A 21,626-nucleotide genomic window follows, 5' to 3' on the forward strand; every position below is an offset into this window, starting at 1 on the left:
CGGCGGCCGCATGCCACGACCGCCGCCGGAGTCCGCACGAACGAACAAGGCTTATTGCGCGCTGCGTTCGCTCCGCGGGCTCTGCGCCTGGGCGATCTGGATCGGGCGCGGCAACGGATTTTCGACCATCGGCCGCGGCAGGTCGGTGAACGGCGCGGCGATCGGATTGGTGCAGAAGGTCTCTTCGCACAGCGCACGCGCTTCTTCGCAGACCTGCTGCTTTTCCGGCGTATCCGCGCGGCTCATACAGCGCACGAACAGCCAGGGGCAATCGTTGCAGGCCGCGAACGCGCTGGAGATGGGCAGCAACGCGGCGAAGACGGTGATCGAGCCAAACAGCAATGGGGTCAGCAAGCGAGACTTGAACATGACGATCCTTCCCATGGGTGGCGCCGACTCATTCGGCCCGGTGAGATTATCACTTGGCCGATCCCGCCGAAGGCTGCATGGCAAAGCGCCGCGAGCAACCCGCGCTTGGATGGAAATCCGGACGCAGCGCGCATTAAGCGTCTGACCGCCGTCGAAAACCAGACGGCATCAAGCCGTGGTTTGAGCTCGATCCGAACCGCGACGCGGCGACAGCTCGGAACCGTCTGACCTCTCGGTCAAAGGCCTGGACTCGAGCTTCGATGCATTCGGTCCGATGCATGCCGCACTGCGGCAGAGGCATCGCTGCCCTGGACGACGTTGCCGACCATCGCCGGAGGATCGCCCCTTAGTACTGCGACGCGACAGCGCGACGACGCCTCGGGCGGCGCCACGCTGTCGCCTTCATGCCTTCGCTCAGAGCCTGCGATACACGCGCACATAGTCCACGTGCATCTTCGCCGGCAACTTGCTTTCGTCGACGTTGAAGCCCGGCCAGTTGCCGCCGATGGCGAAGTTCAGCAGCAGGAAAAAGTCGCGATGGAATTCGTCGGTGCCGTTGATGCTGTTCTGGATGTTGGCTTCATGGAACTTGTTGCCGTCGACGTACCAGCGGATCGCGTTGGCGTCCCACTCCACCGCGTAGACGTGCCAGTCGGCGACGTTAAGGGCGGTGTTGCCGCCGTATTGCGCGTAGTTGCCGTTGTGGTCGCGCCAATGGATGGTGCCGTAGGTACGATTTTCGTTGTTGACATGCTCCATGATGTCGATCTCGCCGGAGGCGGGCCAGCCGACTTGCGGCAGGTTGGAGCCCAGCGCCCAGAACGCCGGCCACGCGCCCATGAACGACGGCAGCCGCATCCTCGCTTCGATCTTGCCGTACCTGAAGTTGCGGATCCCCTGCGTCTTCATGCGCGCGGAGGTATAGCGAAACCCGCCGAAATCCTGGCGCCGGGCGGTGATGACCAGGGCATTGTTCTCGATGCCGGCGTTCTCGCGCCGGTAGTACTCCAGTTCGTTGTTGCCCCAGCCGCCGCTGCCGTTTCCGGTCTCGAACACCCAGCTCGGGCCGATCGATCCGTTGAACTCGTCGCTCCAGGCCAGCTGCCAAGTCTGCGCGCTGGCGCCGCCGGCGAACATGCAGGCGACGAAGAACAGCATGCCTTTCATAAGCAGTTTCATGACGTCTTATCCTCGTGGGAAAGGGAGTGAATATCGATTCGACCGGACACGGCGCGACGACTCGCGCGCAACGACGCGAGGTGTTCGGCTATATCCGACTGGCCGCGATCAAGCCCGACCGCTCAGGCCGGCTGCTTGGTCCTTGATGAGAAATTCCGCGGCGCCGCCAATGTTGAGCGCATGCCGCCAGCGACGCGCCCGAGCATTCGGCAACCGGCCGCGAGGATGGATCGATCGGTGCATGCGCCGACGTTTCGCCACCCTTCCGCATCAGGTCCGCGACCGACGCTGTCCTTGCATGACAGCGCTGTCAACCGGTGTTTTGCCGAACGATTCTTTGCGCGGACAGGTTCACATTCCGGATGTGGGCTGGTTGGTACTAAGCCTCGGCCTTCGCCCGAGCCGTGCTGCACGACAGCACGACGCTGCGCCCGCATCGGCGAGGTGAGTTGTCCGTCAACGGGCACGGTCGCTTGCCTCGATACAAAATTTGCCGAGTCTGCCCTGGTCGCGATTTTGCGCAGCAGTGCCGGTCGGTCCCGTCGCGCGACGGGTAGAAGCGACGTTCCGGCGTGGGCCGGAATCCCAAGGCGCTAAGGAGAGTTCCGATGTTCCGTTTGCACAGGTTGTCCAAGAAGAAGTTGTCGCTCGCGTTGTTCGCCGTCGGCCTGATCGTGTCGTTCGCCGCGGCCGCCCTGCCCTATCCGAATCCGGGCGAAAGCTACATCCAGACCTATTACTCCGATGCGACGCGCACCCAGGTGGTCGGCGAGCGTTCCTACGGCCACTGCGGCGAGAGCTACTCCTGGGGCACCCTGAAGGGTTACTTCACCCTCAGCAAGGTCACCTGCGGAACCGGCGGCCCGGAAGGCGCTAACTGAGTCGTCGGCCGCGGCGCTCGTCGCCGCGAGCCGCAACCGAGCCCACCGCATGCGGTGGGCTTTTTGTTTGGCGATCCATGCTCGACGGTGTCGCGATCGACCCATGTCGGCCTGAATGTTCGACGTCGGTTTTCGTGGGCGGCCGGCCCAGGCCACATTCGACCGTGACGTAGAACGCACTTCCACGAGCATGTAACCGTTTCCAAGGGTAATCCCTAGCTGGTCCTGTGCCATCTCGGCACCTGTAATGAGCCACGACCGCTATCACCGCCGCGCACCGGGCGGCACACAGCACAGGAGACCGACTCATGGACAGCGTCAACGGCAGCTCCGGCACCGCAGGCACTTCGGGCACTCACGACAGCCAGTCCGCCTCGCTCGGCGCGCAGTCCACGCCGACCCAGGCCGAGACCCAGGAACAGGATCTGCGCGAAGCCCTGGCCGAAAATCCCCAGGCGGTGGCCGCATTGTCCGCGCTGACCGCGAACACCCACTACGCCCAGCTCAGTGTCGAACAGCAGGTGCAGGCACTGGACGCGTTCAACGCCGCGCCCAACCTCGCCACCGCGACTTATCTGCAGGGCGTCGCCGAACAGACCTTGAATCCGCAAGCCACGCCCACCTCGCTGACGCCCGATGCCGGCACGCTGACCCTCGACGGGCAGACCTACAGCATTCGCAACGGCAATCTGATCGGCGCCGACGGCCAGGTCGCCGGCACCATCCGCAACGATGGCCAGGTGCAGCTCAACAACGAAACCACGACGCGCAGCGTCTACGACGACATCAACACCCGCGTGCAGTTGCGCGAGACCAACGCGGCGCAGGAGTTGCAGGACTTGGTCAACCTGCACGCCGCCGATCCCAACGCACGTCTGGACAACGCCAACATCAACCGCGAGATGGCCCGCCTCGCCACCGACGTGATTTCGCGCGCGCGCATGGAAGGCATGGACATGCGCGTGGTCAGCGATTTCCGCAGCGTCGAGGAGCAGAACGCGCTGTTCGCGCAAGGCCGCACCGCGCCGGGCCGGGTGGTGACCAACGCGACCGGCGGCAGCTCCTGGCATAACTACGGGCTGGCGGTGGACGTGGCCTTCAACAACGCCAACGGCCAGCCGAGCTGGCCGGAAAACGCCAACTGGGATCGCTACGGCGAGATCGCGGTCCAGCGCGGACTGGAGTGGGGCGGCAACTGGCGCGGGATCAACGACCGCCCGCATATCGAATACCACCCCGGGCTCGGCGCCGGCGAAGCACGCACCATGCTGCCGGCGTATCGCCAGGGCGGACTGGATCAGGTCTGGAACAACCTCGGGCTAGGCGGACGGTGACGTGTATCGCCTGACGATCCCGGCGTTCGCGTGGATACTGACGCCATCCGCGCCGGCCGGGACCGCTTCGCCATGACCGCAGCATCGCTTCGCCATCGTCGTCTGCGCCTCGCGGTCGCCGCCTGCTTTCTGATCGCGACCGCCGCTTGCGCCGCACCGCCGCGCGGCGTCGTGCCCGCGGTCGACACCACCGCGGTGCAACTGCCGGCGCAGGGACCGTTGTCGTTTCATCCGCAGCGCGATGAGCTGTCCTGGGCGCAGGGCCGCGACTGGCATCGGCTGGATCTGAGCAACGGCCGCAGCGAACACTTCCAGGCCGAGGCCGAGATCGCCGATCTCGCTTACGCCGACGACGGCGCGCTGTGGCTCGCCGCCGGTGCGCCGCAGCGTTGGCTGCAAGGCCGGCGCACTTGCCACGGCGATAACGCCGATCTCAGCCGCGCGTTCGGCGCCGACCGCGACGGCATGCGCATGGCCAGCTACGGCCACGACGACACTCAGGGACCGATCCGCCACCAATACTGGTTCGATCCGCAATGCCGCGTGCGTCGCGACAGCCTCGCGCCGTTGCCGGCCGGCCTCACCGACAGCGCCGCCGATCCGGGCGAAACGTCCGGCTCCGATGCTGCACTCGCGGCCAAGCTGCGCAGCGCCACGCAACCGACCGCGGATGGCACCATCGCGGTATCGCGCGATGGCCGCTGGCGCGTGGTCGAACGCGGCGGCGAACGAAAACTCGAGCGCGTCGGTCCGCCTTAAGTCCGCACCCGGCGGTCGCCAAGCGCATCGGCGCGACGCGATCGATCGCATTCGCGGCGGCTGCGACGTATCCGGCCAAGACTGACAGCCCATACAACGACAGGGCTGGAACTTCGCGCAACTTGAACGATCGCGGCGGTGATCGCGACGCGCCTACATACCGAACGGTCGATCCCCTCGACTGCATTCGGCTGCATGCGTGGCCGTGCGCGGCACACGAGGCCGCGGCGGAGCTCGTGCATGAAATCGCCGCTGATCGCAAACCCGATCACACGCCAAAAGGACGGCCGTTGAATTTTTCCGTTCAAGCGGCGGCGGTATCGAATCGCGCATCGCCGCGGCGGCACATGCCGCGTGCAATGCCGATACATCGCACGCGTTATCTGTCGCGCTGACTCAGAGCGGACTGATCGCAACCACCGTTATCGTCGCATCGGCCGTCGACATTCGCACGCGACGGTCGTCGAGAGGTTGAGCACGCGCGGACGCCCCGCCGCCAAGCCTTGGTCACGGAGGGTTACGGCACAGGCATTCGATGGGTGGCTGACGCACGGCTCGACTCGATGTCATCGCTACTCAAACCACAGGATGGACCAACGACATGAAGATCGATTCGCCACAATCGTCTTGTCCCCGCAACCACGTCGATATCGACCAGTTCTGGAAACTCGCCGACGATCTGCAAGGCAGGACCGTCGAACACGCCAAGGACATGTTCGCCTTCGTCGAAACCGCCAGCCCGGACCGCTTGTTCTCGCTGCTGGTGCAGTACCGGTATTTCACCGTCTACTACATCTCCGACATCGCGCTGCTGATCGCGCGCCTGCAACCGGGCCGGATGCGCAGCTTTCTCGCCGACATTCTGCTCGACGAGCTCGGCGGCGGCGACCACACCCAAGCCCATCCGGAGTTGTACGACCGCTTTCTGGCCAGTCTGGGACTCGAACATTCCTCGCTCGACGGCATGGCGCTCGCCGACAACATCGCCTTGCTGGAAACCGCGCGAGCGAAATTGATCGCGCCGGAAAACACCAGCGCCTACGGCATCGGCCTGCGCGGGATGGGCGGCGAATGCGTATGCCAGATCTATCTGGCCCGCTTGTACGAGCATCTGATCCTCAATCCGTACATCCGCGAACGCACGGCGAGCATCGACTGGACGTTCTGGGAGCTGCATATCGGCGAGCACGACATCGCCCACCGCGAGAACCTGCGCAAACTCATCAGCGACGAAGTCGCCGGCATGGACGGCGACAGCGTGGCGGCGCTCGAAGCCGGCTTCCGCGACAGCATGACCGCATGGTCGGCGTTCTGGCAGAACATCCACGACGAGGCGACCAAACCGGCGGGCCAGGAATCGAACCCGCGCGCGGCCGTCGGCGACGTGGTGCTTGGTCCGGCCAAGAACGATCGGGATGCGGTCACCGACATCCACCAGTTCCATCTCGCCATCGGCGTGCATGACTTGCAGCAGGCGCGGCAGTTCTACTGCGATGTGCTCGGCGCCAAGCAGGGACGCTCGACCAAGAACCTAATCGATCTCGACTTCTACGGCCATCACCTGGTGATCCACCAGACGCCCAAGGACGCGGACAACACCGACAACGCCTTCGGGTCGGCCTTCTATGGCGAAACCGTGCGCGTCCCGCACTTCGGCATGAACCTCAACTGGCGCGACTGGAGTTCACTGGCCGATCGGATCAAGTCGAAGGACTACACCTTCATCGACCCGCCGCACGTGCGCATGCGCGACCTGCCCGGCGAGCACGCGACCATGTTCCTCAACGACCCCAGCGGCAATTCACTGGAGTTCAAGGCGTTCCGCAATCACGACGAAGTGTTTTCGGTGATCTTCTCCAACAGCACCCGCGACATCTTCGGGCTGGATTCGCTGGTGGCGAAGGCCGCCGCGGCCGCCTGACCGCGAACGGACCGCTGCATCGAGGAGGCCCCGAGCATTTCGGGGCCTCCTTGTTTCCGCGGCCCGACAGGCATCGGGCCGCGCACGAAGCGGCTACGCCACCGCGTATCGATCGGTCACGGCCAACGCCTCATCGATGATGGCCAGGCCCTGGCGCAGATCGTCTTCGCTGATCGTCAGCGGCGGCACCACATGGGTTCGGTTGAAATGAGTGAACGGCCACAGGCCGCGCTGCTTGCAGGCGGCGGCGAAGTCGGCCATAGGCCGGTTGTCGGCGCCCGCGGCGTTGTACGGCACCAGCGGTTCGCGGCTGTCGCGGTCGCGGACCAGTTCGATCGCCCAGAACATGCCGACACCGCGCACCTCGCCGACCGAGGGATGCCGCTGCTTGATCGCCTCCAGCGCGGGCGCGATGAGTTCGTCGCCGAGTCGGCGCACGCGCTCGATGATGCCGTCGTCTTGGTAAACGTTGATGCAGGCCACCGCGGCCGCGCAGGCCAGCGGGTGCCCCGAATAGGTCAGTCCGCCGGGGAACACCTTGGTGGCGAAACTCTCGGCGATACGCTCGCTTATGATCACGCCGCCGAGCGGCACGTAGCCGCAGTTGACGCCCTTGGCGAAGGCGATGAGGTCCGGCACCACGCGCCAGCGGTCGATCGCGAACCATTCGCCGCAGCGGCCGAAACCGGCCATCACTTCGTCTGCGACCATGACGATGCCATGCCGGTCGCATAACTCGCGAACGCCCTGCAGATAGCCGTCGGGCGGGACCAGGATGCCGTTGCCGCCGACGACGGTCTCGAGCACGATCGCCGCCACGGTGTGCGGACCTTCGACCATCAACACATCGGCCAGATGGGCCAAGGCGCGATCGCGCTCCTGCTCGGGCGAGGACGAATAAAAGGCCGAGCGGTACGGATACGGCCCCCAGAATTTGACCGCGCCGGTCACCCCAGGCTCGGCGCCCCAGCGACGCGGATCCCCGGTCAAGGCCATGGCGCCCGCGGTGGCGCCGTGATAACTGCGATAGGCCGACAGCACCTTGTGCCGGCCGGTGTGATGGCGGGCGATGCGCACGGCGTTCTCGATCGCCTCGGCGCCGCCGTTGGTGAAGAACACCTTGTTGAGATCGCCGGGCGCGACCTGCGCGATCAGCCGCGCCGCTTCGGCGGTGGCCTCGTTGGCGTGATACGGCGCGAGCGTGCACAGCTTGTCGGCCTGCGCCTTGATCGCTTCGATCAATTTTGGATGTTGATGACCCAGATTCACGTTGACCAATTGGCTGGAGAAATCCAGCCAGGTCTTGCCGCTCTCGTCCCAGAAGCGGGAGCCGCTCGCGCCGGCGACCACGACCGGATCCAGCGAGGCCTGCGCCGACCACGAATGGAAGACGTGCGCGCGATCGTTGCGATACGCGGCCGATCTGGCCTGAGCCTGCGCGTCGTGGTCGGTGTCTGTCGTCATGCCGTCGCTCCGGATGGGCGGAATGGATTGCCGTCAGGGCCGATCGTCAACGCGTCGCGGCCGATCCGCTTCTGCGGCGACAACCGCTCAAGGCCCGCGGCCAGAATTACAGCGACCGTTCCGGCGCGCAAGCCGGGTTGGATGCGACCGACGCCGCTTGATCGTCACGCCGATCGATGTGCGCCGCCGCGCGTCTGCGGGCCAGCAGCCGATCGCGCAGCCGCAGGAACGGCCGCTCCACGCCGTAGTGCAACAGCGCGGCGGCTGCCAACGCGGCGACGCCAAAGGCGGCGAAGGCAACGATGCCGCGCCCGGCCAATACCTCGCCGAACGCCTCGTCGACCACATGGAACATCGCCTTATGCACCAGGTACAGGCTGTACGACGCAGCCGCGAGCCAACCGGCCCCGGGAATCGCCCAGCGCCCGATCCAACTGCCGCGGCTGGCGCCGGCGAACACCAGCAAGCCCAGGCCGGCCGACAGCACCGGCCAGCCGATCGCATTGCCGAGCAAGCCGGTGCGAACGTGAAACAGCTCGAACGCAAGCGCGACCACACCCAATCCGAGCAATAAGGCGATGTTGGCGTGAGCCTGCGCGCGCCGCCACGTGTGCGGGCGGAACGTCTTGAGCGTCGCCAACACGACGCCCGCGAGCAAGCCGTCGAGCCGGTTCCAGGTCGGGTAATAAATGTCCTCGACGAACCAGTTGCGCCGCGCCGCGTCGACCGGCCCTTCGACCGCGGCATCGTGCAGCCAGACACCGGCGCGCAAGGCCACCCCGGCCAGCACCACGCCGATGCAGATCGCGACGAACGCCGCCTTCGAAGGCCGCCGCGTCAGCCACCACGCAAGCAGCGGGAACACCAGATAGAAATGCTCTTCCACGCACAGCGACCAGGCGTGCGAGAACGCCTTGTTGTCGCCGTAGTCGATCAGCAGATTGAGGGTGAAGCTCAGGAACTTCCATGCCGGCTCCAGGCCCGGCGCTTCGCGGAATCCCGGCACCCACATGTAGATCGCCAATACCGCCAGGAACGCCGGCAGGATGCGGAACGCGCGACGCAGATAGAAACCGCCGAACGACAGGCGCTCGCCACGCGCGAGCGGCGCCAGCACCTGCGAGCCGATCAGATAGCCGCTGAGCACGAAGAACAGGTCGACACCCATCCAGCCGTAGCGCGACAGCCAGGCGTAGTCCTCGCCCAGGCCGCCGACCACGTAGGAATGAAACAGCATCACCCAGACCACGGCGATCGCCCGCAGCAGATCGAGTCCGGGCAGGCGCGTCGCCTCGCCGGCCGGCTCCGGCGTTTGCAGGCGTGCTGCGTCGAGGGGTGCGTCCGCCACGTGGGCCGTCCTGTGCAGGAATCAAACCGGAACTGTAACGGACCCGGCGCGGTTGTGAATCGGCGCGTCGCCGAATCGTGCGCGGGTCGCGGCGAAGCGGTGGCTGCGTTTTCGAAACGCCCGGCGCTGCGGGCAGCGCCGCCTCGTGCCCGGTTCGCCGCATCCAGCCACCGGCTGGCCGCAGTGCGCGCGCCCGCCACGGCGCGCGGCGCTTACAGTCCGCTGCACCCTTGCAACCTGTCGAGGTTCGGATGAAAGCGTTGTCGATTCTGCTCGCCTGCCTGCTGTCGCTGCCCGCATCCGCGTCCACTTCCGCGTCCACCAACGCAGAACCGCCGTCGCGCCAGCACGAGGCGGGCATCCGCTCGGTGATCGAAGCGTTCCGGGTGTCCATCGTCGAAAAGGACAAACCACGCTTCGTCGCGCTGTTCGTGCCCGCGCCGGTCACCTGGCAATCGGTCGACAGCGACGAGATGGTTGAACGGATCCGCAAGCAGCACCCGCGGGCGGCCAAGACCCGCTTCAATCCGGACAGCACCTATCTGAGCTTCATCGACAGCATCGTCAACGACCCCAAGCGGATCGAGGAAACCTTCGACCGCATCCGCATCGACAGCGACGGCGATATCGCATCGGTCGCTTTCGACTACCGGTTCGTGGTCGCGGGCGTCGAAAGCCATCATGGCCAGGAAAGCTGGCAGTTGCTGCGCACCGACCAGGGCTGGCGGATCGCTTCGGTGATCTGGTCCATGCGTCCGTCGCGCAAGGCGAGCGGCGGTCGATGATGCGGTTGCCGCCTGGATCGGCGGGCTTGATGGCATCATGATTTCAAACCCAGCCGCCGGGACACCGAGTCGATGAAACAAGCCGGGGATAGCGACATCGAACCGCTGTCGTCGCCGCCGTTCTGGCTGCCCGTCCTGGCGGGCCTGCCGATCGGCCTGTGCCTGATCGTGATGGCCCTGCCGGTGCTGGGCCACGGCCACGCCACCGCCTACCGGACCTTGTACCTGCTCGCGTTCCTGATGTGGGTCGTGCCGCTGACCGCGTTGCAGCGCGCGTTGTGGCGCCGGCGCACGCCGCTGTGGGCCATGGCCTTCGTGCTGCTGGCGACGACTTATCTGATGTCGCTCGCGAACAACGCCCTCGGCGCCGCGCTGGCGGTGATCGCCGGCTGGGAGTCGGCATCGGATTTCGAATGGACCGGACTGTTCAGCGGCCTCGATGGCTGCTGGCTGGCCTTGATCGCGTTCTGCGCGATCCACGCAGTGGTGGCGTACTACGCCCAGCTGAAACAGGAACAGCACCGGCGCCTGCATATGACCGCGCTGGTGCGCGACGCGGAATTGCGCGCGCTGCGTTATCAACTGCGCCCGCACTTCCTGTTCAACACGCTCAACGCCATCTCGGCCTTGGTGGCCGAGAACCGCAATCGCGAAGCCAGCGACATGATCGTCCGGCTCGGCGACTTCCTGCGCGCCACCCTGGATGGATCGCAGGGCCATGAGGTCGCCTTGGCTGACGAATTGGCCTTGACCGAGACCTATCTGGAGATCGAGAAAGCGCGCCTCGGCGAGCGCCTGCGCCTGAAATGGCAGCTGGGGCCGGATCTGCTGCGCGCACGCGTGCCCTGCCTGCTGCTGCAACCGCTGGTCGAGAACGCCATCCATCACGGCATCGCGCGCCGCACCGCCGCCGGCGAACTCGATATCCGCATCGCCCGCGAGGGCGACCGGCTATGCCTGCGCCTAAGCAACGACACCGAACCGACGTCATCGGCCGATGCCGCGCCGCGCGCCAGCGCCATCGGCCTGCGCAATATCCAGGAGCGCCTGGAAAAACTTTACCCCGGCGAACACGGCTTCGAGGCGGGTCCGCGCGCGGACGGCGGTTTCGAGGTGCGGGTGAGTCTGCCGTTTCGTGAGGCGTCCAGCGCGCAGGACACCTCCGCATGATCCGCGTCGTGGTGATCGACGACGAACCGCTGGCCCGCAGCGGCGTGATCGTGCGGCTTGCACGGCAGGCCGATGTGGCGGTGGTCGGCGAATACGGCGATGGCGCCGCCGCGCTCTCCGGTTTGCGCGAGCTGCGGCCCGACCTGGTGTTCATCGACGTGCGCATGCCCGGGCTGTCCGGACTCGATGTGCTCGCCGCCCTGCCCGCGCACGAGCGCCCGATGGCGATCCTGTTGACCGCTTACGAGAGCTTCGCCGTGCGGGCCTTCGAGCTGCGGGCCGTCGACTACCTGCTCAAGCCCATCGACGACGAACGCTTCGCCGAAGCGCTCGATCGCGCGCGCCAGGCGCTGGCGTGGCGAACGTCGATGCCGCCGGCGCCCGCGGCCGCCGAGCCGAACGCGCCCAGCCGCTGGCTGACCCGCTTCTGCGTGCGCGTGGGACGCAAGACCGTCTACCTCGCCGCCAGCGAGGTGGAATGGATCGAGGCCGACGGCGACTACGCCACCCTGCATGCCGGCGACAAGACGCATCTGCTGCGCGAATCGCTGCAGCGGCTGTGCGAGCGTCTCGACCCCGCGCTGTTCATGCGCGTGCATCGCTCCGCGATCGTCCGCATCGACTGCGTCACCGAGCTGCAGCCGCTGGCCAACCGCGACGCCATGCTGCGATTGCGCAGCGGCACGCCGCTGCGCGCGAGCCGCACCTACATCGAGCCCTTGCTCGGGCGGTTGCGTGGTGAGCCGGACCCGGAATCGTAGTTGCCGGATTCCGGCGGCAAGTCGAACCTGGATTAGCCATCGTCGCGAAAGTCTCGTGCAACCTCCCGGCAACTGCGAACCACTCACGCATCATCCGGTGTTCCGTTCGCGGCTGTCGCTGACGAAGTTCGCCGCGCTGAATTAGCGCGCCGCAGCGGCACTTCCGACAAACCTGTCACGACCGAGCTTGACCGCCAGTTTGCGTGCATCGGCGAGATCCTCGTCGTTCGGCGGCGCGCGGCGCTCCAATTCCGGAAGTCCTTGGCGTAGCAAAGCACGCGCCCGAACCACATCGCCGCTGAGTGCATAAATCTCCGCCGCTTCGATTCGAATACGCGCCAATTGCAGATCGTCGGCTTGGATTCTTTCGCTATACCCCAAGGCAGCCTCTATGTGCAGGCGTGCTCCAGCCAGGTCGCCGCGTTTTTTCGCCAGCATCGAATCGGTCGTCGCGAACATGGATCCAACACTCAGTTTTCCAGGAAAATGCCGCGCGTAGCCGGCGCGGCCGATCTCCAGGAAACGTTCGCTCTCATCGAGCCGTCCCTGTTCCATCAACATCTGGGCATGTAAATACGCCACCCAGGCGTATTTCGCGGAGCGTTCGCCCCTGAGTCGCTTCGCCAGACTCAGCGCCCGTTCGATTGCGGTGGTGGATTCGGCCGTGCGCCCAAGGTCGAACATCACGTTGGCGCGAATCGCATGGGCATTGACGATCGCCTGGGCCATGCCGGGTTCATCCTCGGGAAGACGCGCGATCGCGTCGTCTAGAAGCACCAGAGCGCGCGCGGAATCACCTCTTTCGAAATAATGGATGGCCAATGTGACATCGCCATCGGCCAGGCTGCGCTCATCAAGCCCAAGGCGCTTCATGATCGAGCGTGCTCGTCGCAGGTGGTCGGAGACGTTATGCCCATCTCCTTCCGGGACGAGTGTCAACGCCATCGCCGTCTCCGCGTCTGCGGTCAGCCGGCTGTTCTCGCCATAGATACGATGAGCGATTTCAAGCGCACGCCGCGTATGCCAGCGCTGTTCCAACGGGCGTTCCTGGACGTAACGCAGCCGCGCTGCGCTATTGTGCAGCGAAAACCAGAGCGGATCGTCCGGCCCCAACGATGCCTTCGCGGCTCTCTCGGATTGCTGCAAATAGGCCTGCGCTTGTGCGATTTCGTTCTTGGTCGCCGAAATATCGAGTAAACCGATTAACAGCGAGGCGCGCTCGGGCGAATCGCCGACCCCGGCTTGATCGAGATAGGTCAGACCGCGACGCATATGGCGACCGGCGGCTTCCATATCGAAGACTTTCTGGGCGGTGGCTCCATAGTCCGCATAGGCTCTCGCCATCTCGACAGGGCCTGCATTAAACCGCTCGCGCAGTTCGACCATCTGCTTCATCGTAGCCAGCGCCTCGCGATGCCGGTCCAGTTGCATCAACACCTTTCCGCGCGCGCTCAAGGCACGGGCGCGCAACTCGGCGCCGGCGGGATCGCGACCGTCGAGCAACGACAACGCGACATCGGACGCGCGCAGGCCCGGTTGCGGATCGTTGACGCTGGCGTAGATCTCGGCCACGGTGAGCCAGGCGATGGCGCGGGTGACGCGATCCTCGGGCGGATTCCTGGCCAGCTTCTGCGTCGCCGCGCTCAGCAGCGAGGCGACCGTGATCGGCTTGCCGCGCGCCTGGGACGGATCGCTGGCGCCGAGCACCGAGACCAGGAAGTCGCGCGAGGCATGCGCATTGCGCGCCTCGCGTTCGGCGGCGATCTCGGCCGCGCGCGAACGCTGACGCTCGACATCGAGCCGTACCACGAACGCGCCGATCAACACCAGCGCACCGACCCCGACCGCGCAGCCCAACCGGTGCCGGCCGACGAATCGGCTCAGGCGATAGCCGAGCCGATCCGGCGCGGCCGAGATCGGCCGGCCTTCGAGGTAAGCGGCGATGTCGTCGGCCAAGGCCGTCGCCGTCGCGTAGCGGTCCTCCGGCCGTTCCGCGCAGGCCTTGAGCACGATGCGATCGAGATCGCCGCGCGGGACGAGGCGGCGCGCGCGATCCTCGGCGTGAACGCTCGGCGCCGGCACGTGCGCGTCGCCTTTTCTAAGCGTCGACAGCCTGGCCCCGGTCAACAGATCGAACAGCACCGTGCCCAGGCCGAACACGTCGGTCGACGTGGTCGCTTCCTCGCCGCGGCGCTGTTCCGGCGCGCCGTAGCCCGGAGTGAACGCGACGGTGACGGTCGCATTGTCGCCGAGGTTTTCGCCGATCAGCTTGCCGACGCCGAAATCGAGCAGCACCGGCGAACCGTCGTCGCGCACGATCACGTTGGACGGTTTGATGTCGCGATGCAGGATCAGGCGCTGGTGCGCGTGTTGCACGGCCATGCACAACTGCCGGAACAACTCCAGGCGCCGACCCAGATCGAAAGTTTGCGAGGCGATGTAGTCGGGCAGCGTCCGCCCCTCGACATAGTCCATGACCAGGAAGGGCTGGCCCTGCTCGGTTTCGCCGCCGTCCAGATGCTTGGCGATCCGCGGATGATTGAGCCCGGCCAGCAAGGCGCGCTCGCGCCGCATCCGACGCCGCTCGGCGAGCGTCGGCACGCCGTGCAGCAACTTCAGCGCGACCCGCTGCGCGGTACCGCCGACATCGCGCTCGGCCAGGAACACCGTGCCCATGCCGCCGGCGCCCAACTCGCTCAACAGCCGGTACGAACCGATGCGATGTCCCGGCGCCGGCACCGACCACAGATTTCCGAGCCGGTACGCGAGCGAGTCCGGCATCGCGTCGTCCCCGGTGTCCTGCGCATGCCGCAGCAGACGCAGCACCGTATCGCGCACCTGGGTATCGGCGTCAGCCGCGCAAACGAACTCGGCGCGCCGATCGGGCGGCTGGGTGCTGGCGGCGTGGAAGATTTCTTCGATCCGACTCAGTTGCTCGGGCGTCATGGCGATGAACTCCTTTCCATCGGCCTGCCGGCCATGGGCGGAGTCTAGCGCTTCGATCGCATCCGGCCGCCGGGCGGCGTGCGCCTAATCAGGTGTTTCCCGCGACGCGGCGAGCGCGCTGACCATGACGTAGTAACTATCGGGATCGCGTAACACGAACGAAACTGCGTGCAGCTTATTGCTCTTTGAAGAGCGCGGCCTTGGATTGCGGGAACAACCGCATGCGCCGGCTGCCGAACGATTCGCTCCGCGAATGCACCAGCATCGTCATCCTCGTATCTGTTCGAAGTTCCGGCCCTGCCCATGCCTCCACAGCGGCGCGCTGGAATCGGGCCTGACCTTATCGCGACGGCCGTTTCCAGACTGTTTCTTCGCTACCCGCGCCGACGCCCAAGCGTCGACAGCATCGCTGCGAACTCAGGGTCGATCGCCCGCAAGCGGTGGGCAAGAGTCGTCGGACGCCACGCATAAAGGTATCGGCGTACCCAGCATCCCCGAACGCGATACCGGAACCAGCTCCAGCCTCCAGCGAACCTCTCCGTCGGCATCCGCGGAGAGGCTGGTCCAGGCCCAGTGAAGGGTGGCGGCGCCGTTTTCCGCGCGTCTGGGCGTGATGGGATGGGTGGGCAACGGCGCCTCGCCGTTACCGCCCGCCTGCTCGCGGATGAAGACGCCATAGCTGTCGATGTCGCGAGAAGTCGGACCGGACAGTTCGATGGTGATGAAGCCGATTCCGTCGCAAGTGCTGTCGCTTCTGACCTGCGGGACGAAATTGACCTTGCGCACCTGGAGCCGCGGCGGATTTTTCGTAACCTGCGTGGCGGCGCGTGGGTAAAATTCCGGCGACATGTACATTCTGCACGCCGATCCGGTGGCGGGCAGCAGCGCAAGCAGCGCGATGGCGGCGAAGCGTTTGTTCATCATCCCTGATCCCCCTGTCGAGCCGAGCAGCAAGCTGGGCTGCACGCCAGCGCCGCTCAGGCGCGAACCTATGTGATCACAACCCCGACCGATGTCAAACCACAGGCGGCATCCCAGGCCAACGCAGGTCGAAGGAACGCTGGCCGAACGACGCGGCCGCGATCAGAACACGATGAGTCGATCCGGTCGCCGCCGTCGTCGCGATCGCGGAAGTGCCCCATGAAAGATCTCCGGCCGCCGAGTACGGATCGGACGCAAACCCGGCTATCGCCAGGAACTATGCGAACAGGTCCAAAGGCCAGGCCAACGCAACGGCACAGACCAATCGCAACGATGCCGAAGAACCGAATGCGTTGAGCATCGCTTGCTTGCGAAACCGCGGTTCCGGCCTCGCTCGTCCGCCTTGGACGAACACGCCCGCATGGCCAGCCGGACCGCCGCGCGAACCGGACTGGGCGGGTCCATTGAACCTTGGTCGCAGTGCCCGGCAAGTACGAGTGGCACACATCCTGTGCTAGCGTCGCCTTTCCCGATAATTCCGGAGGCCGCCGCCGCTTCTGGAGGGGTCGCGTCATCGCGATACGCGAGGGTTGCGCGTGCTGTCCGACCGATGAGGGGAACGACCGGGGCGGCTTTCAACGGAGGGATAAAGCATGAAGGGATGGATTGCAAAAGGCGCCGTGTTGGCGGTGTTCGTGGGTGCGATGGTGTCGGCCATGCCGGCCGCCGCGGAACCGACCTACGAATGCACGCTGGCGCACGAAGGCGAGTTGTTCCAGGTCGCGTACGATCACCCGGTCGATCCGGGCTACCTGTACCAATGCCGCGGCGCCAACTGGCGCCTGGTCGGAATCTGCAGCCAGAGCCAGGGTTGCCCGCCGGCGCCGGACCCGGGTGGTCCGATCGTGGAGATGTAAGGATTTCTCGCGTCCGACCGACGTGGCTATTCGAGGCGGGGCCCAGGCATGGGCCCCGCCTTTTTCATGCTCGCTCGGTGGCGATGCATGGCGCATGCGCGGCGCCGCGTTCGATCCTGAATCGTCGATCGCGCGCGCCCTCAGCGTAAGTCCGCAGTAAGAAGGCGCCGGCAACACTGCGCGCCCCTCCCCCCATGAGTCCGGACCATGCTGAAGTTCTTCCCGCTCGCCTTGTTGTTCGCCGCGCCCTCGATGGCGATGGCGCAATCCGCGACCAGCAGCGGCGACCTGCTCGCCGAGGAGGTCGACGATCGCTGGGATCTCGGCCTGGCGCTGTCGGTCAACGACAGTCCCTATGCCGGCGAGGATGTGCGCGCGCGGCCGTTTCCGCTGATCGGCTATGAAGGCGAGCGCCTGTTCTGGCGCGGCTTGTCGGGCGGCGTGCATGCCTTGCGCGGCGATGTCTTCAACCTCGACGTCATCGTGTCCGGCCGTTTCGACGGCTTCGACATCGACGACCTCGGCCGCCGCGAGTTGGCGGCGAACGGCGTCGACGCCGATCTGCTCGACGATCGCGACGACGGCTTCGATGTCGGCCTCGCCGCCAGTTGGAAGGGACGCGCGGGAGAATTCAAACTGCGTGCATTGGCCGATGCCAGCGACACCCACGACGGCTACGAACTCGCCGCCGACTACGCCTACCCCGTTCATCTCGGCCGCACCACGCTGGTACCCAGCATCGGCGCGCGTTGGCTGTCCAAGGACCTGGCGAACTACTATTACGGCACCCTGGACAGCGAGGTCGCGCGCGGCGTGACCCTGTACCGGCCGGGATCGGCGGTCATTCCGCAAGTCGGCGTGGCGCTGTTGCGGCCGCTCGGCGAGAAATGGCGGTTGTTCGGATCGATCGACTACAAGCTCCTGCCCGACGAGATCAAGGACAGCCCGCTGATCGATCCCGACGTCAGCGGCGAGGCCGGCCTCAAGATCGGCATCAGCCGCGGTTTCTGAGCTATCGAGCGTCGCCCACGCCCCTGTCGGAAAGCCCATGTCGCCAAGCACCCGCAAACTGCATCACCGGATCGCGCTGGTCGAAGACCACGCGCGCCTGGCCGATCTGGTGACGCGCGGCCTGGTCGGCGCGGGCATCGCGGTCGACACCTTCGCCACGCTCGAATCGGCCTGGCACGGCATCGGCGAGCGCGAATACGCGGTCGCGGTGATCGATCGCGGCATGCCCGACGGCGACGGGCTCGGCCTGGTGCGGCGCATGCGCGACGCGCGGATGCTGACGCCGTGCCTGATGCTGACCGCGCGCGATGCCTTGCGCGATCGCGTCGACGGATTGGACGCGGGCGCCGACGACTACCTCGCCAAGCCCTTCGCCATGGAGGAACTGATCGCGCGCGTGCGCGCCCTGATGCGCCGGCCGGCGCAGATCAGCGACACGCGGCTGTCGTACCACGGCGTCAGCGTGCAACCCGAAGCCGGCCACATGCTGTGCGGCGACCAGCACGTGAGCCTGGCGCCGGCGGAGCTGCAGATCATGATCTGCCTGTTGCGCGCCGGCGGTCAGGCGGTGCGCCGGGCGACCCTGGAAGCGGCCGCCTGGGGCGTCGGCGAAGCGGTCACGCCGAACGCGTTCGACGTCGCCCTGCACCGCTTGCGCAAGAAACTCGCCGCGATCGACGCCGACCTGGCCCTGGTCAACCTGCGCAGTTACGGCTACGCGTTGAAGGCCGGCGATGCTGCCGCGTAGCCTCACCGCGCGGCTGATGCTCGCCAGCCTGGGCGGGCTGCTCGCGGCCGCGATCGCGGCCGCGGCGTTCGTCTGGCTGCAGTTCTGGCCCGCCTCGCCCGCCAGCATGGTGCGCGCGGAACTGCGCGGCGAACTTGGCGATATCGAGGAAGCATTCCGGGTCGATGCGGGCGGACGCGCCCGCGTCGTGCTCGATCATTACGACGCGGCTACCTACGACGCCATGACCAAGGATGCCGCCTACCTCGTATTGAACGATGCGGGCGATGAAGTTGCCCGAAGCATCGACGGCCCCGCGCTCGCAGGTCTGCGCGCGGCGCCGCGCGGCGCGCGCGCGCTCACCTTGCCCGGCGGCGACGCGACGGTGCGCTTGCAGGTCGGCGAACTCCATGCGACGCGCGAAGGCCATCGCTATCTCATCCGCATCGCCCGCAGCGAGCGCCTCGTCGTCACGCTCAACACCTTCGCCGGCGAGAAATTCCTGCGCGGCGCGATGGTCACGGCGGGGTTCGCCTTGTGCACCTTCGCCCTGGTGGTCTACTTCACGATCCGTCGCATGGTCCGGCCGCTGCGGCGCGCATCGGCGGTGGCCGCGCGGCTGGAACCGGGCAACATGTCCGAACGCCTGCGCACCACGGGCGTGCCGAACGAAATCGTGCCGCTGATCGACGCCTTCAACTCCGCCCTGGGCCGGCTGGAGCGCGGCTTCCGCGTGCAGCAGGATTTCCTGGCCTCGGCCGCGCACGAACTCAAGACCCCGCTGGCGCTGCTACAGGCCGAGATCGAACTGGGCGGCGCCGCCGACAAGAACGCGCTGCTGCGCGACACCGCGCAGATGGCGCGCATCGTGCATCAACTGTTGCATCTGGCCGAAGTCAGCGAAGGCCATAACTACCGCTTCGAACCTGTGCAACTGCAGACCGAGATCGGCGAGGCCGTCGATTATCTGCAGCGCCTGGCCGCGCAACGCGGGGTGTCGCTGCGGCTGGACGGCGCAGCCAGCGACAACGCAGTCGAAGCGGACCGCGGCGCGGTATTCGTGCTGGCGAAGAACCTGCTCGAAAACGCATTGCATCACTCGCCTCCCGGCTCGACCGTGCACGTGCGGGTCGAGCCGGACGGCTTCTGGGTGCAAGACCAAGGACGCGGCGTGGCGCCCGAGAACATCCCGCACCTGTTCGAACGGTTCTGGCGCGCCGACAAACAGAACAGCGACGGCGCCGGGCTCGGCCTGGCGATCTGCGAGGAGATCTGCCGGGCGCATGGTTGGCGGATTCGCTACGAAGATGCGGGTGCGGGCGCGAGCGCGACTGGCGCGCGCTTCGTCGTGACGACTGTGACGGATGGAGCGCTGGATTAGCGGACCTCGCGACTGATGCGCAACGCCGCGATTCGGAAAGCATGCGGGATTGTCGACGACACGAGCTTGCCATCATTCGGCCCGCGATATTCACTCGCGCGCCTTACGGTCGTGGCTTGCGTCCATCCGGCAATGCCGGCTGCCGCGATCCCCAGCCCTACTTCTTCCCCGCCGACAGCGGCTCGCCTTCGTCGTCATAGGCCGGCGGCGAATAAAAATTCACCGTCTTCAGCGCGGTCCGGCCAGTGTTTCGTATCTCATGCCGCTCACCGCGTTCGATCACGATCAAACTGCCGGGCCCGAGCCGCTGGCGATGGCCTTCGACGATCGCCACACCACTGCCCGCGACCACATACAGCCACTGGTCCGCGCCGCGATGGCGATTGTCGGGCCCGCCCTCGCTGTCGCCCGGCGCGATGACCATCTCCGCCGCCTGCACCCGACGCACCTGAAACGCAACCCGAAAGCCCTTCCCGAAACGGAATCGCTTGTGCTTCATGCCCGACTCCATCGATCGTGGATCGCGGCCAGAATGCGCGGCGCGACGTTAACGCCGCACGCAGGGGATGTGAAGAAGCGCGCGGAGGTTTTTCATGGCCGGTCTGGACCATGTTCGGCCGCCACGATCGGAACAGAGGATTTTTTGCATTCTGGCAATCCGCCGCGCATGGGCGGACGTCGCGTTCAAGGCTGACGCCGGACGCCAGCCGGACCTAAGAACGCCGTCAGCTCAATCGCCTTCCAGCCTCACTTGACGAACTGCATCTCGAGTAACGCACCGGTCTTTACATCGACCCGGGCGATATAGCCCACATCGAGATAGAAGCTCAAAGGATCCTCGCCCGCGATGCTGTACATCACCAGATGGTCGTCGTCGCGTGGGAAATGCGCCAGGTCGAGATCGCTCCAAAGCACGGTGCGATCCAGGTCGAGCGCGAGAATGGAGGGTTCTCCTTCGTCGGGCAGGAACGTCACGATCACCGTATCGCCGATCAGTGCCGCATCGTGAATGTGTCGACCGAAGTCCCACTCGCTGCCGTTGACGATGATGGTTCTTCTGATGGGGATCTTCATGCTGGGCCTGTCCATGGATGGCTGGCGCGGGAGCTGCGTCGCCGACGAATGCGCTCCACAATCGTAGTTCACTGATGGCCGAAGTACGGCGATTTAGAGCGAACTCTCCCACACCGGCGCCGCGCGCGGCCGCACCGTGCACCGGCCGCCAGTCCACGCGACCCAAGCCGTGGGCCGTGCTACAAATAGCCATCATCCGGCGCAAAGGACCCGCCATGGCCCGCTATCCCAGGATCGACCAACCCTGCCCGCTCGACGCGACGGCCCGCAGCCGCATCGACGGCCACTGCGGCCAGTGCGGCAAGACCGTGTATTGCCTGGACGCGAACAGCGATGCCGAGCGCGCGGCATTGTTGCGGCAAGCCGGCGGCCCGATCTGCGTTTCGTATCGATTGGCGATGGGCACGGCCTTGGCCCTGGCGATCGCCGCGCCAGCCGCAGCCACTTCGGTGGACGCCAATGCAGCAGCCGCATCGTCGCAGGCCGCGCCCCTGACTTCGCCCAATGCCGCGTCGCAGAGGCAAACGCCGGTAGCGCCCGAGACGCAGGTCGAGCCCGACCTGCGGATGGTGTTCGTCGGCGGCATCAGCCGGCCCGACGAAGCCGAATGGATCGACGAGGATCACGAGCTGCCGGAGTTGCCGATGCGGCGCGACCCGCCGCCGCGCGAATAGGCGC

At 66.3% G+C, this 21,626-nt stretch carries 22 protein-coding genes; 14 read left to right on the forward strand and 8 right to left on the reverse strand.

The window, feature by feature from the left end:
* Positions 1–51: 51 nt before the first annotated feature.
* Positions 52–369 (reverse strand): hypothetical protein, encoded by a 318-nt coding sequence (locus ASD86_RS26370; RefSeq protein WP_056106737.1) that lies wholly within the window; start codon positions 367–369, stop codon positions 52–54.
* A gap of 414 nt (positions 370–783) precedes the next feature.
* Positions 784–1,548, reverse strand: a complete 765-nt coding sequence (locus tag ASD86_RS03250) for a glycoside hydrolase family 16 protein (RefSeq protein ID WP_056106741.1) — start codon at positions 1,546–1,548, stop codon at positions 784–786.
* Positions 1,549–2,156: 608 nt separating this feature from the next.
* On the opposite strand from ASD86_RS03250, the gene ASD86_RS03255 reads away from it, so the two are divergent.
* The 5 genes from ASD86_RS03255 to ASD86_RS25710 all read left to right on the forward strand — a co-directional run bounded on the left by ASD86_RS03255 (position 2,157) and on the right by ASD86_RS25710 (position 6,443).
* Entirely contained in the window at positions 2,157–2,429 is a 273-nt protein-coding gene (locus tag ASD86_RS03255; RefSeq protein WP_056106742.1) for a hypothetical protein, read from the forward strand.
* Between the two features lie 308 nt (positions 2,430–2,737).
* Positions 2,738–3,763: a M15 family metallopeptidase gene (locus ASD86_RS03260; RefSeq protein ID WP_056106745.1), complete on the forward strand. Its 1,026-nt coding sequence runs from the start codon at positions 2,738–2,740 to the stop codon at positions 3,761–3,763.
* Between the two features lie 72 nt (positions 3,764–3,835).
* Positions 3,836–4,522: a hypothetical protein gene (locus ASD86_RS03265; RefSeq protein WP_056106747.1), complete on the forward strand. Its 687-nt coding sequence runs from the start codon at positions 3,836–3,838 to the stop codon at positions 4,520–4,522.
* Between the two features lie 122 nt (positions 4,523–4,644).
* A complete protein-coding gene (locus ASD86_RS27170) occupies positions 4,645–4,917 on the forward strand; it encodes a hypothetical protein (protein ID WP_162253601.1) in 273 nt (90 codons plus the stop codon).
* Between the two features lie 206 nt (positions 4,918–5,123).
* Positions 5,124–6,443 (forward strand): iron-containing redox enzyme family protein, encoded by a 1,320-nt coding sequence (locus ASD86_RS25710; protein WP_082578002.1) that lies wholly within the window; start codon positions 5,124–5,126, stop codon positions 6,441–6,443.
* Positions 6,444–6,536: 93 nt separating this feature from the next.
* Here ASD86_RS25710 and ASD86_RS03275 read toward each other — a convergent pair whose 3' ends face one another.
* Together ASD86_RS03275 and ASD86_RS03280 are read right to left on the reverse strand one after the other, a co-directional pair.
* Positions 6,537–7,907, reverse strand: a complete 1,371-nt coding sequence (locus ASD86_RS03275) for an aspartate aminotransferase family protein (protein WP_056106751.1) — start codon at positions 7,905–7,907, stop codon at positions 6,537–6,539.
* A 106-nt stretch (positions 7,908–8,013) separates the two neighbouring features.
* A complete protein-coding gene (locus ASD86_RS03280) occupies positions 8,014–9,189 on the reverse strand; it encodes an acyltransferase (protein WP_255357251.1) in 1,176 nt (391 codons plus the stop codon).
* Between the two features lie 317 nt (positions 9,190–9,506).
* Between ASD86_RS03280 and ASD86_RS03285 the strand changes: the two genes are divergently transcribed.
* The 3 genes from ASD86_RS03285 (at position 9,507) to ASD86_RS03295 (ending at position 11,971) form a co-directional block, all read left to right on the forward strand.
* Positions 9,507–10,040 (forward strand): hypothetical protein, encoded by a 534-nt coding sequence (locus ASD86_RS03285; RefSeq protein ID WP_056106753.1) that lies wholly within the window; start codon positions 9,507–9,509, stop codon positions 10,038–10,040.
* Positions 10,041–10,112: 72 nt separating this feature from the next.
* Positions 10,113–11,210 carry a histidine kinase gene (locus ASD86_RS03290; protein ID WP_200957173.1) on the forward strand — a complete coding sequence of 366 codons (1,098 nt, stop codon included), beginning with the start codon at positions 10,113–10,115 and terminating at the stop codon, positions 11,208–11,210.
* Positions 11,207–11,971: a LytTR family DNA-binding domain-containing protein gene (locus ASD86_RS03295; RefSeq protein WP_056106755.1), complete on the forward strand. Its 765-nt coding sequence runs from the start codon at positions 11,207–11,209 to the stop codon at positions 11,969–11,971. The genes ASD86_RS03290 and ASD86_RS03295 overlap by 4 nt, the downstream gene beginning before the upstream one ends.
* Before the next feature lie 141 nt (positions 11,972–12,112).
* Here ASD86_RS03295 and ASD86_RS03300 read toward each other — a convergent pair whose 3' ends face one another.
* Positions 12,113–14,752, reverse strand: coding sequence for a protein kinase (locus tag ASD86_RS03300; RefSeq protein WP_255357252.1), 2,640 nt, complete (start codon positions 14,750–14,752; stop codon positions 12,113–12,115).
* 24 nt (positions 14,753–14,776) lie between these two features.
* On the opposite strand from ASD86_RS03300, the gene ASD86_RS27175 reads away from it, so the two are divergent.
* Entirely contained in the window at positions 14,777–14,965 is a 189-nt protein-coding gene (locus ASD86_RS27175; RefSeq protein ID WP_162253603.1) for a hypothetical protein, read from the forward strand.
* Positions 14,966–15,334: 369 nt separating this feature from the next.
* Here ASD86_RS27175 and ASD86_RS03305 read toward each other — a convergent pair whose 3' ends face one another.
* Complete coding sequence (locus tag ASD86_RS03305; protein ID WP_157476071.1) at positions 15,335–15,838, reverse strand: hypothetical protein; 504 nt, start codon at positions 15,836–15,838, stop codon at positions 15,335–15,337.
* Positions 15,839–16,491: 653 nt separating this feature from the next.
* Between ASD86_RS03305 and ASD86_RS03310 the strand changes: the two genes are divergently transcribed.
* The 4 genes from ASD86_RS03310 (at position 16,492) to ASD86_RS03325 (ending at position 19,874) form a co-directional block, all read left to right on the forward strand.
* Positions 16,492–16,755, forward strand: a complete 264-nt coding sequence (locus ASD86_RS03310) for a hypothetical protein (RefSeq protein ID WP_056106761.1) — start codon at positions 16,492–16,494, stop codon at positions 16,753–16,755.
* 207 nt (positions 16,756–16,962) lie between these two features.
* Positions 16,963–17,766 carry a MipA/OmpV family protein gene (locus tag ASD86_RS03315; RefSeq protein ID WP_056106764.1) on the forward strand — a complete coding sequence of 268 codons (804 nt, stop codon included), beginning with the start codon at positions 16,963–16,965 and terminating at the stop codon, positions 17,764–17,766.
* Positions 17,767–17,803: 37 nt separating this feature from the next.
* Positions 17,804–18,514, forward strand: a complete 711-nt coding sequence (locus tag ASD86_RS03320; protein WP_056106766.1) for a response regulator transcription factor — start codon at positions 17,804–17,806, stop codon at positions 18,512–18,514.
* Positions 18,501–19,874 carry an ATP-binding protein gene (locus tag ASD86_RS03325; protein WP_056106768.1) on the forward strand — a complete coding sequence of 458 codons (1,374 nt, stop codon included), beginning with the start codon at positions 18,501–18,503 and terminating at the stop codon, positions 19,872–19,874. The genes ASD86_RS03320 and ASD86_RS03325 overlap by 14 nt, the downstream gene beginning before the upstream one ends.
* A 157-nt stretch (positions 19,875–20,031) precedes the next feature.
* On the opposite strand, the gene ASD86_RS03330 is transcribed toward ASD86_RS03325, so the two are convergent.
* Both ASD86_RS03330 and ASD86_RS03335 read right to left on the reverse strand, forming a co-directional pair.
* Positions 20,032–20,373, reverse strand: a complete 342-nt coding sequence (locus ASD86_RS03330) for a cupin domain-containing protein (RefSeq protein WP_056106770.1) — start codon at positions 20,371–20,373, stop codon at positions 20,032–20,034.
* Positions 20,374–20,621: 248 nt separating this feature from the next.
* Positions 20,622–20,948: a hypothetical protein gene (locus tag ASD86_RS03335; protein WP_056106772.1), complete on the reverse strand. Its 327-nt coding sequence runs from the start codon at positions 20,946–20,948 to the stop codon at positions 20,622–20,624.
* Between the two features lie 215 nt (positions 20,949–21,163).
* Between ASD86_RS03335 and ASD86_RS03340 the strand changes: the two genes are divergently transcribed.
* Positions 21,164–21,622 carry a hypothetical protein gene (locus ASD86_RS03340; protein ID WP_056106774.1) on the forward strand — a complete coding sequence of 153 codons (459 nt, stop codon included), beginning with the start codon at positions 21,164–21,166 and terminating at the stop codon, positions 21,620–21,622.
* The last annotated feature ends 4 nt before the right edge of the window (positions 21,623–21,626 follow it).

Source organism: Lysobacter sp. Root690 (genome assembly GCF_001427785.1).
Classification (GTDB): domain Bacteria; phylum Pseudomonadota; class Gammaproteobacteria; order Xanthomonadales; family Xanthomonadaceae; genus Lysobacter.

Coding starts and splice junctions, on each gene's coding strand:
- ASD86_RS26370 (WP_056106737.1), bottom strand. CDS start 369: ATGTTCAAGTCTCGCTTGCTGACCCCATTGCTGTTTGGCTCGATCACC.
- ASD86_RS03250 (WP_056106741.1), bottom strand. CDS start 1,548: ATGAAACTGCTTATGAAAGGCATGCTGTTCTTCGTCGCCTGCATGTTC.
- ASD86_RS03255 (WP_056106742.1), top strand. CDS start 2,157: ATGTTCCGTTTGCACAGGTTGTCCAAGAAGAAGTTGTCGCTCGCGTTG.
- ASD86_RS03260 (WP_056106745.1), top strand. CDS start 2,738: ATGGACAGCGTCAACGGCAGCTCCGGCACCGCAGGCACTTCGGGCACT.
- ASD86_RS03265 (WP_056106747.1), top strand. CDS start 3,836: ATGACCGCAGCATCGCTTCGCCATCGTCGTCTGCGCCTCGCGGTCGCC.
- ASD86_RS25710 (WP_082578002.1), top strand. CDS start 5,124: ATGAAGATCGATTCGCCACAATCGTCTTGTCCCCGCAACCACGTCGAT.
- ASD86_RS03275 (WP_056106751.1), bottom strand. CDS start 7,907: ATGACGACAGACACCGACCACGACGCGCAGGCTCAGGCCAGATCGGCC.
- ASD86_RS03285 (WP_056106753.1), top strand. CDS start 9,507: ATGAAAGCGTTGTCGATTCTGCTCGCCTGCCTGCTGTCGCTGCCCGCA.
- ASD86_RS03290 (WP_200957173.1), top strand. CDS start 10,113: ATGAAACAAGCCGGGGATAGCGACATCGAACCGCTGTCGTCGCCGCCG.
- ASD86_RS03295 (WP_056106755.1), top strand. CDS start 11,207: ATGATCCGCGTCGTGGTGATCGACGACGAACCGCTGGCCCGCAGCGGC.
- ASD86_RS03300 (WP_255357252.1), bottom strand. CDS start 14,752: ATGCCGGACTCGCTCGCGTACCGGCTCGGAAATCTGTGGTCGGTGCCG.
- ASD86_RS27175 (WP_162253603.1), top strand. CDS start 14,777: ATGCCGCAGCAGACGCAGCACCGTATCGCGCACCTGGGTATCGGCGTC.
- ASD86_RS03305 (WP_157476071.1), bottom strand. CDS start 15,838: ATGAACAAACGCTTCGCCGCCATCGCGCTGCTTGCGCTGCTGCCCGCC.
- ASD86_RS03310 (WP_056106761.1), top strand. CDS start 16,492: ATGAAGGGATGGATTGCAAAAGGCGCCGTGTTGGCGGTGTTCGTGGGT.
- ASD86_RS03315 (WP_056106764.1), top strand. CDS start 16,963: ATGCTGAAGTTCTTCCCGCTCGCCTTGTTGTTCGCCGCGCCCTCGATG.
- ASD86_RS03320 (WP_056106766.1), top strand. CDS start 17,804: ATGTCGCCAAGCACCCGCAAACTGCATCACCGGATCGCGCTGGTCGAA.
- ASD86_RS03325 (WP_056106768.1), top strand. CDS start 18,501: ATGCTGCCGCGTAGCCTCACCGCGCGGCTGATGCTCGCCAGCCTGGGC.
- ASD86_RS03330 (WP_056106770.1), bottom strand. CDS start 20,373: ATGAAGCACAAGCGATTCCGTTTCGGGAAGGGCTTTCGGGTTGCGTTT.
- ASD86_RS03335 (WP_056106772.1), bottom strand. CDS start 20,948: ATGAAGATCCCCATCAGAAGAACCATCATCGTCAACGGCAGCGAGTGG.
- ASD86_RS03340 (WP_056106774.1), top strand. CDS start 21,164: ATGGCCCGCTATCCCAGGATCGACCAACCCTGCCCGCTCGACGCGACG.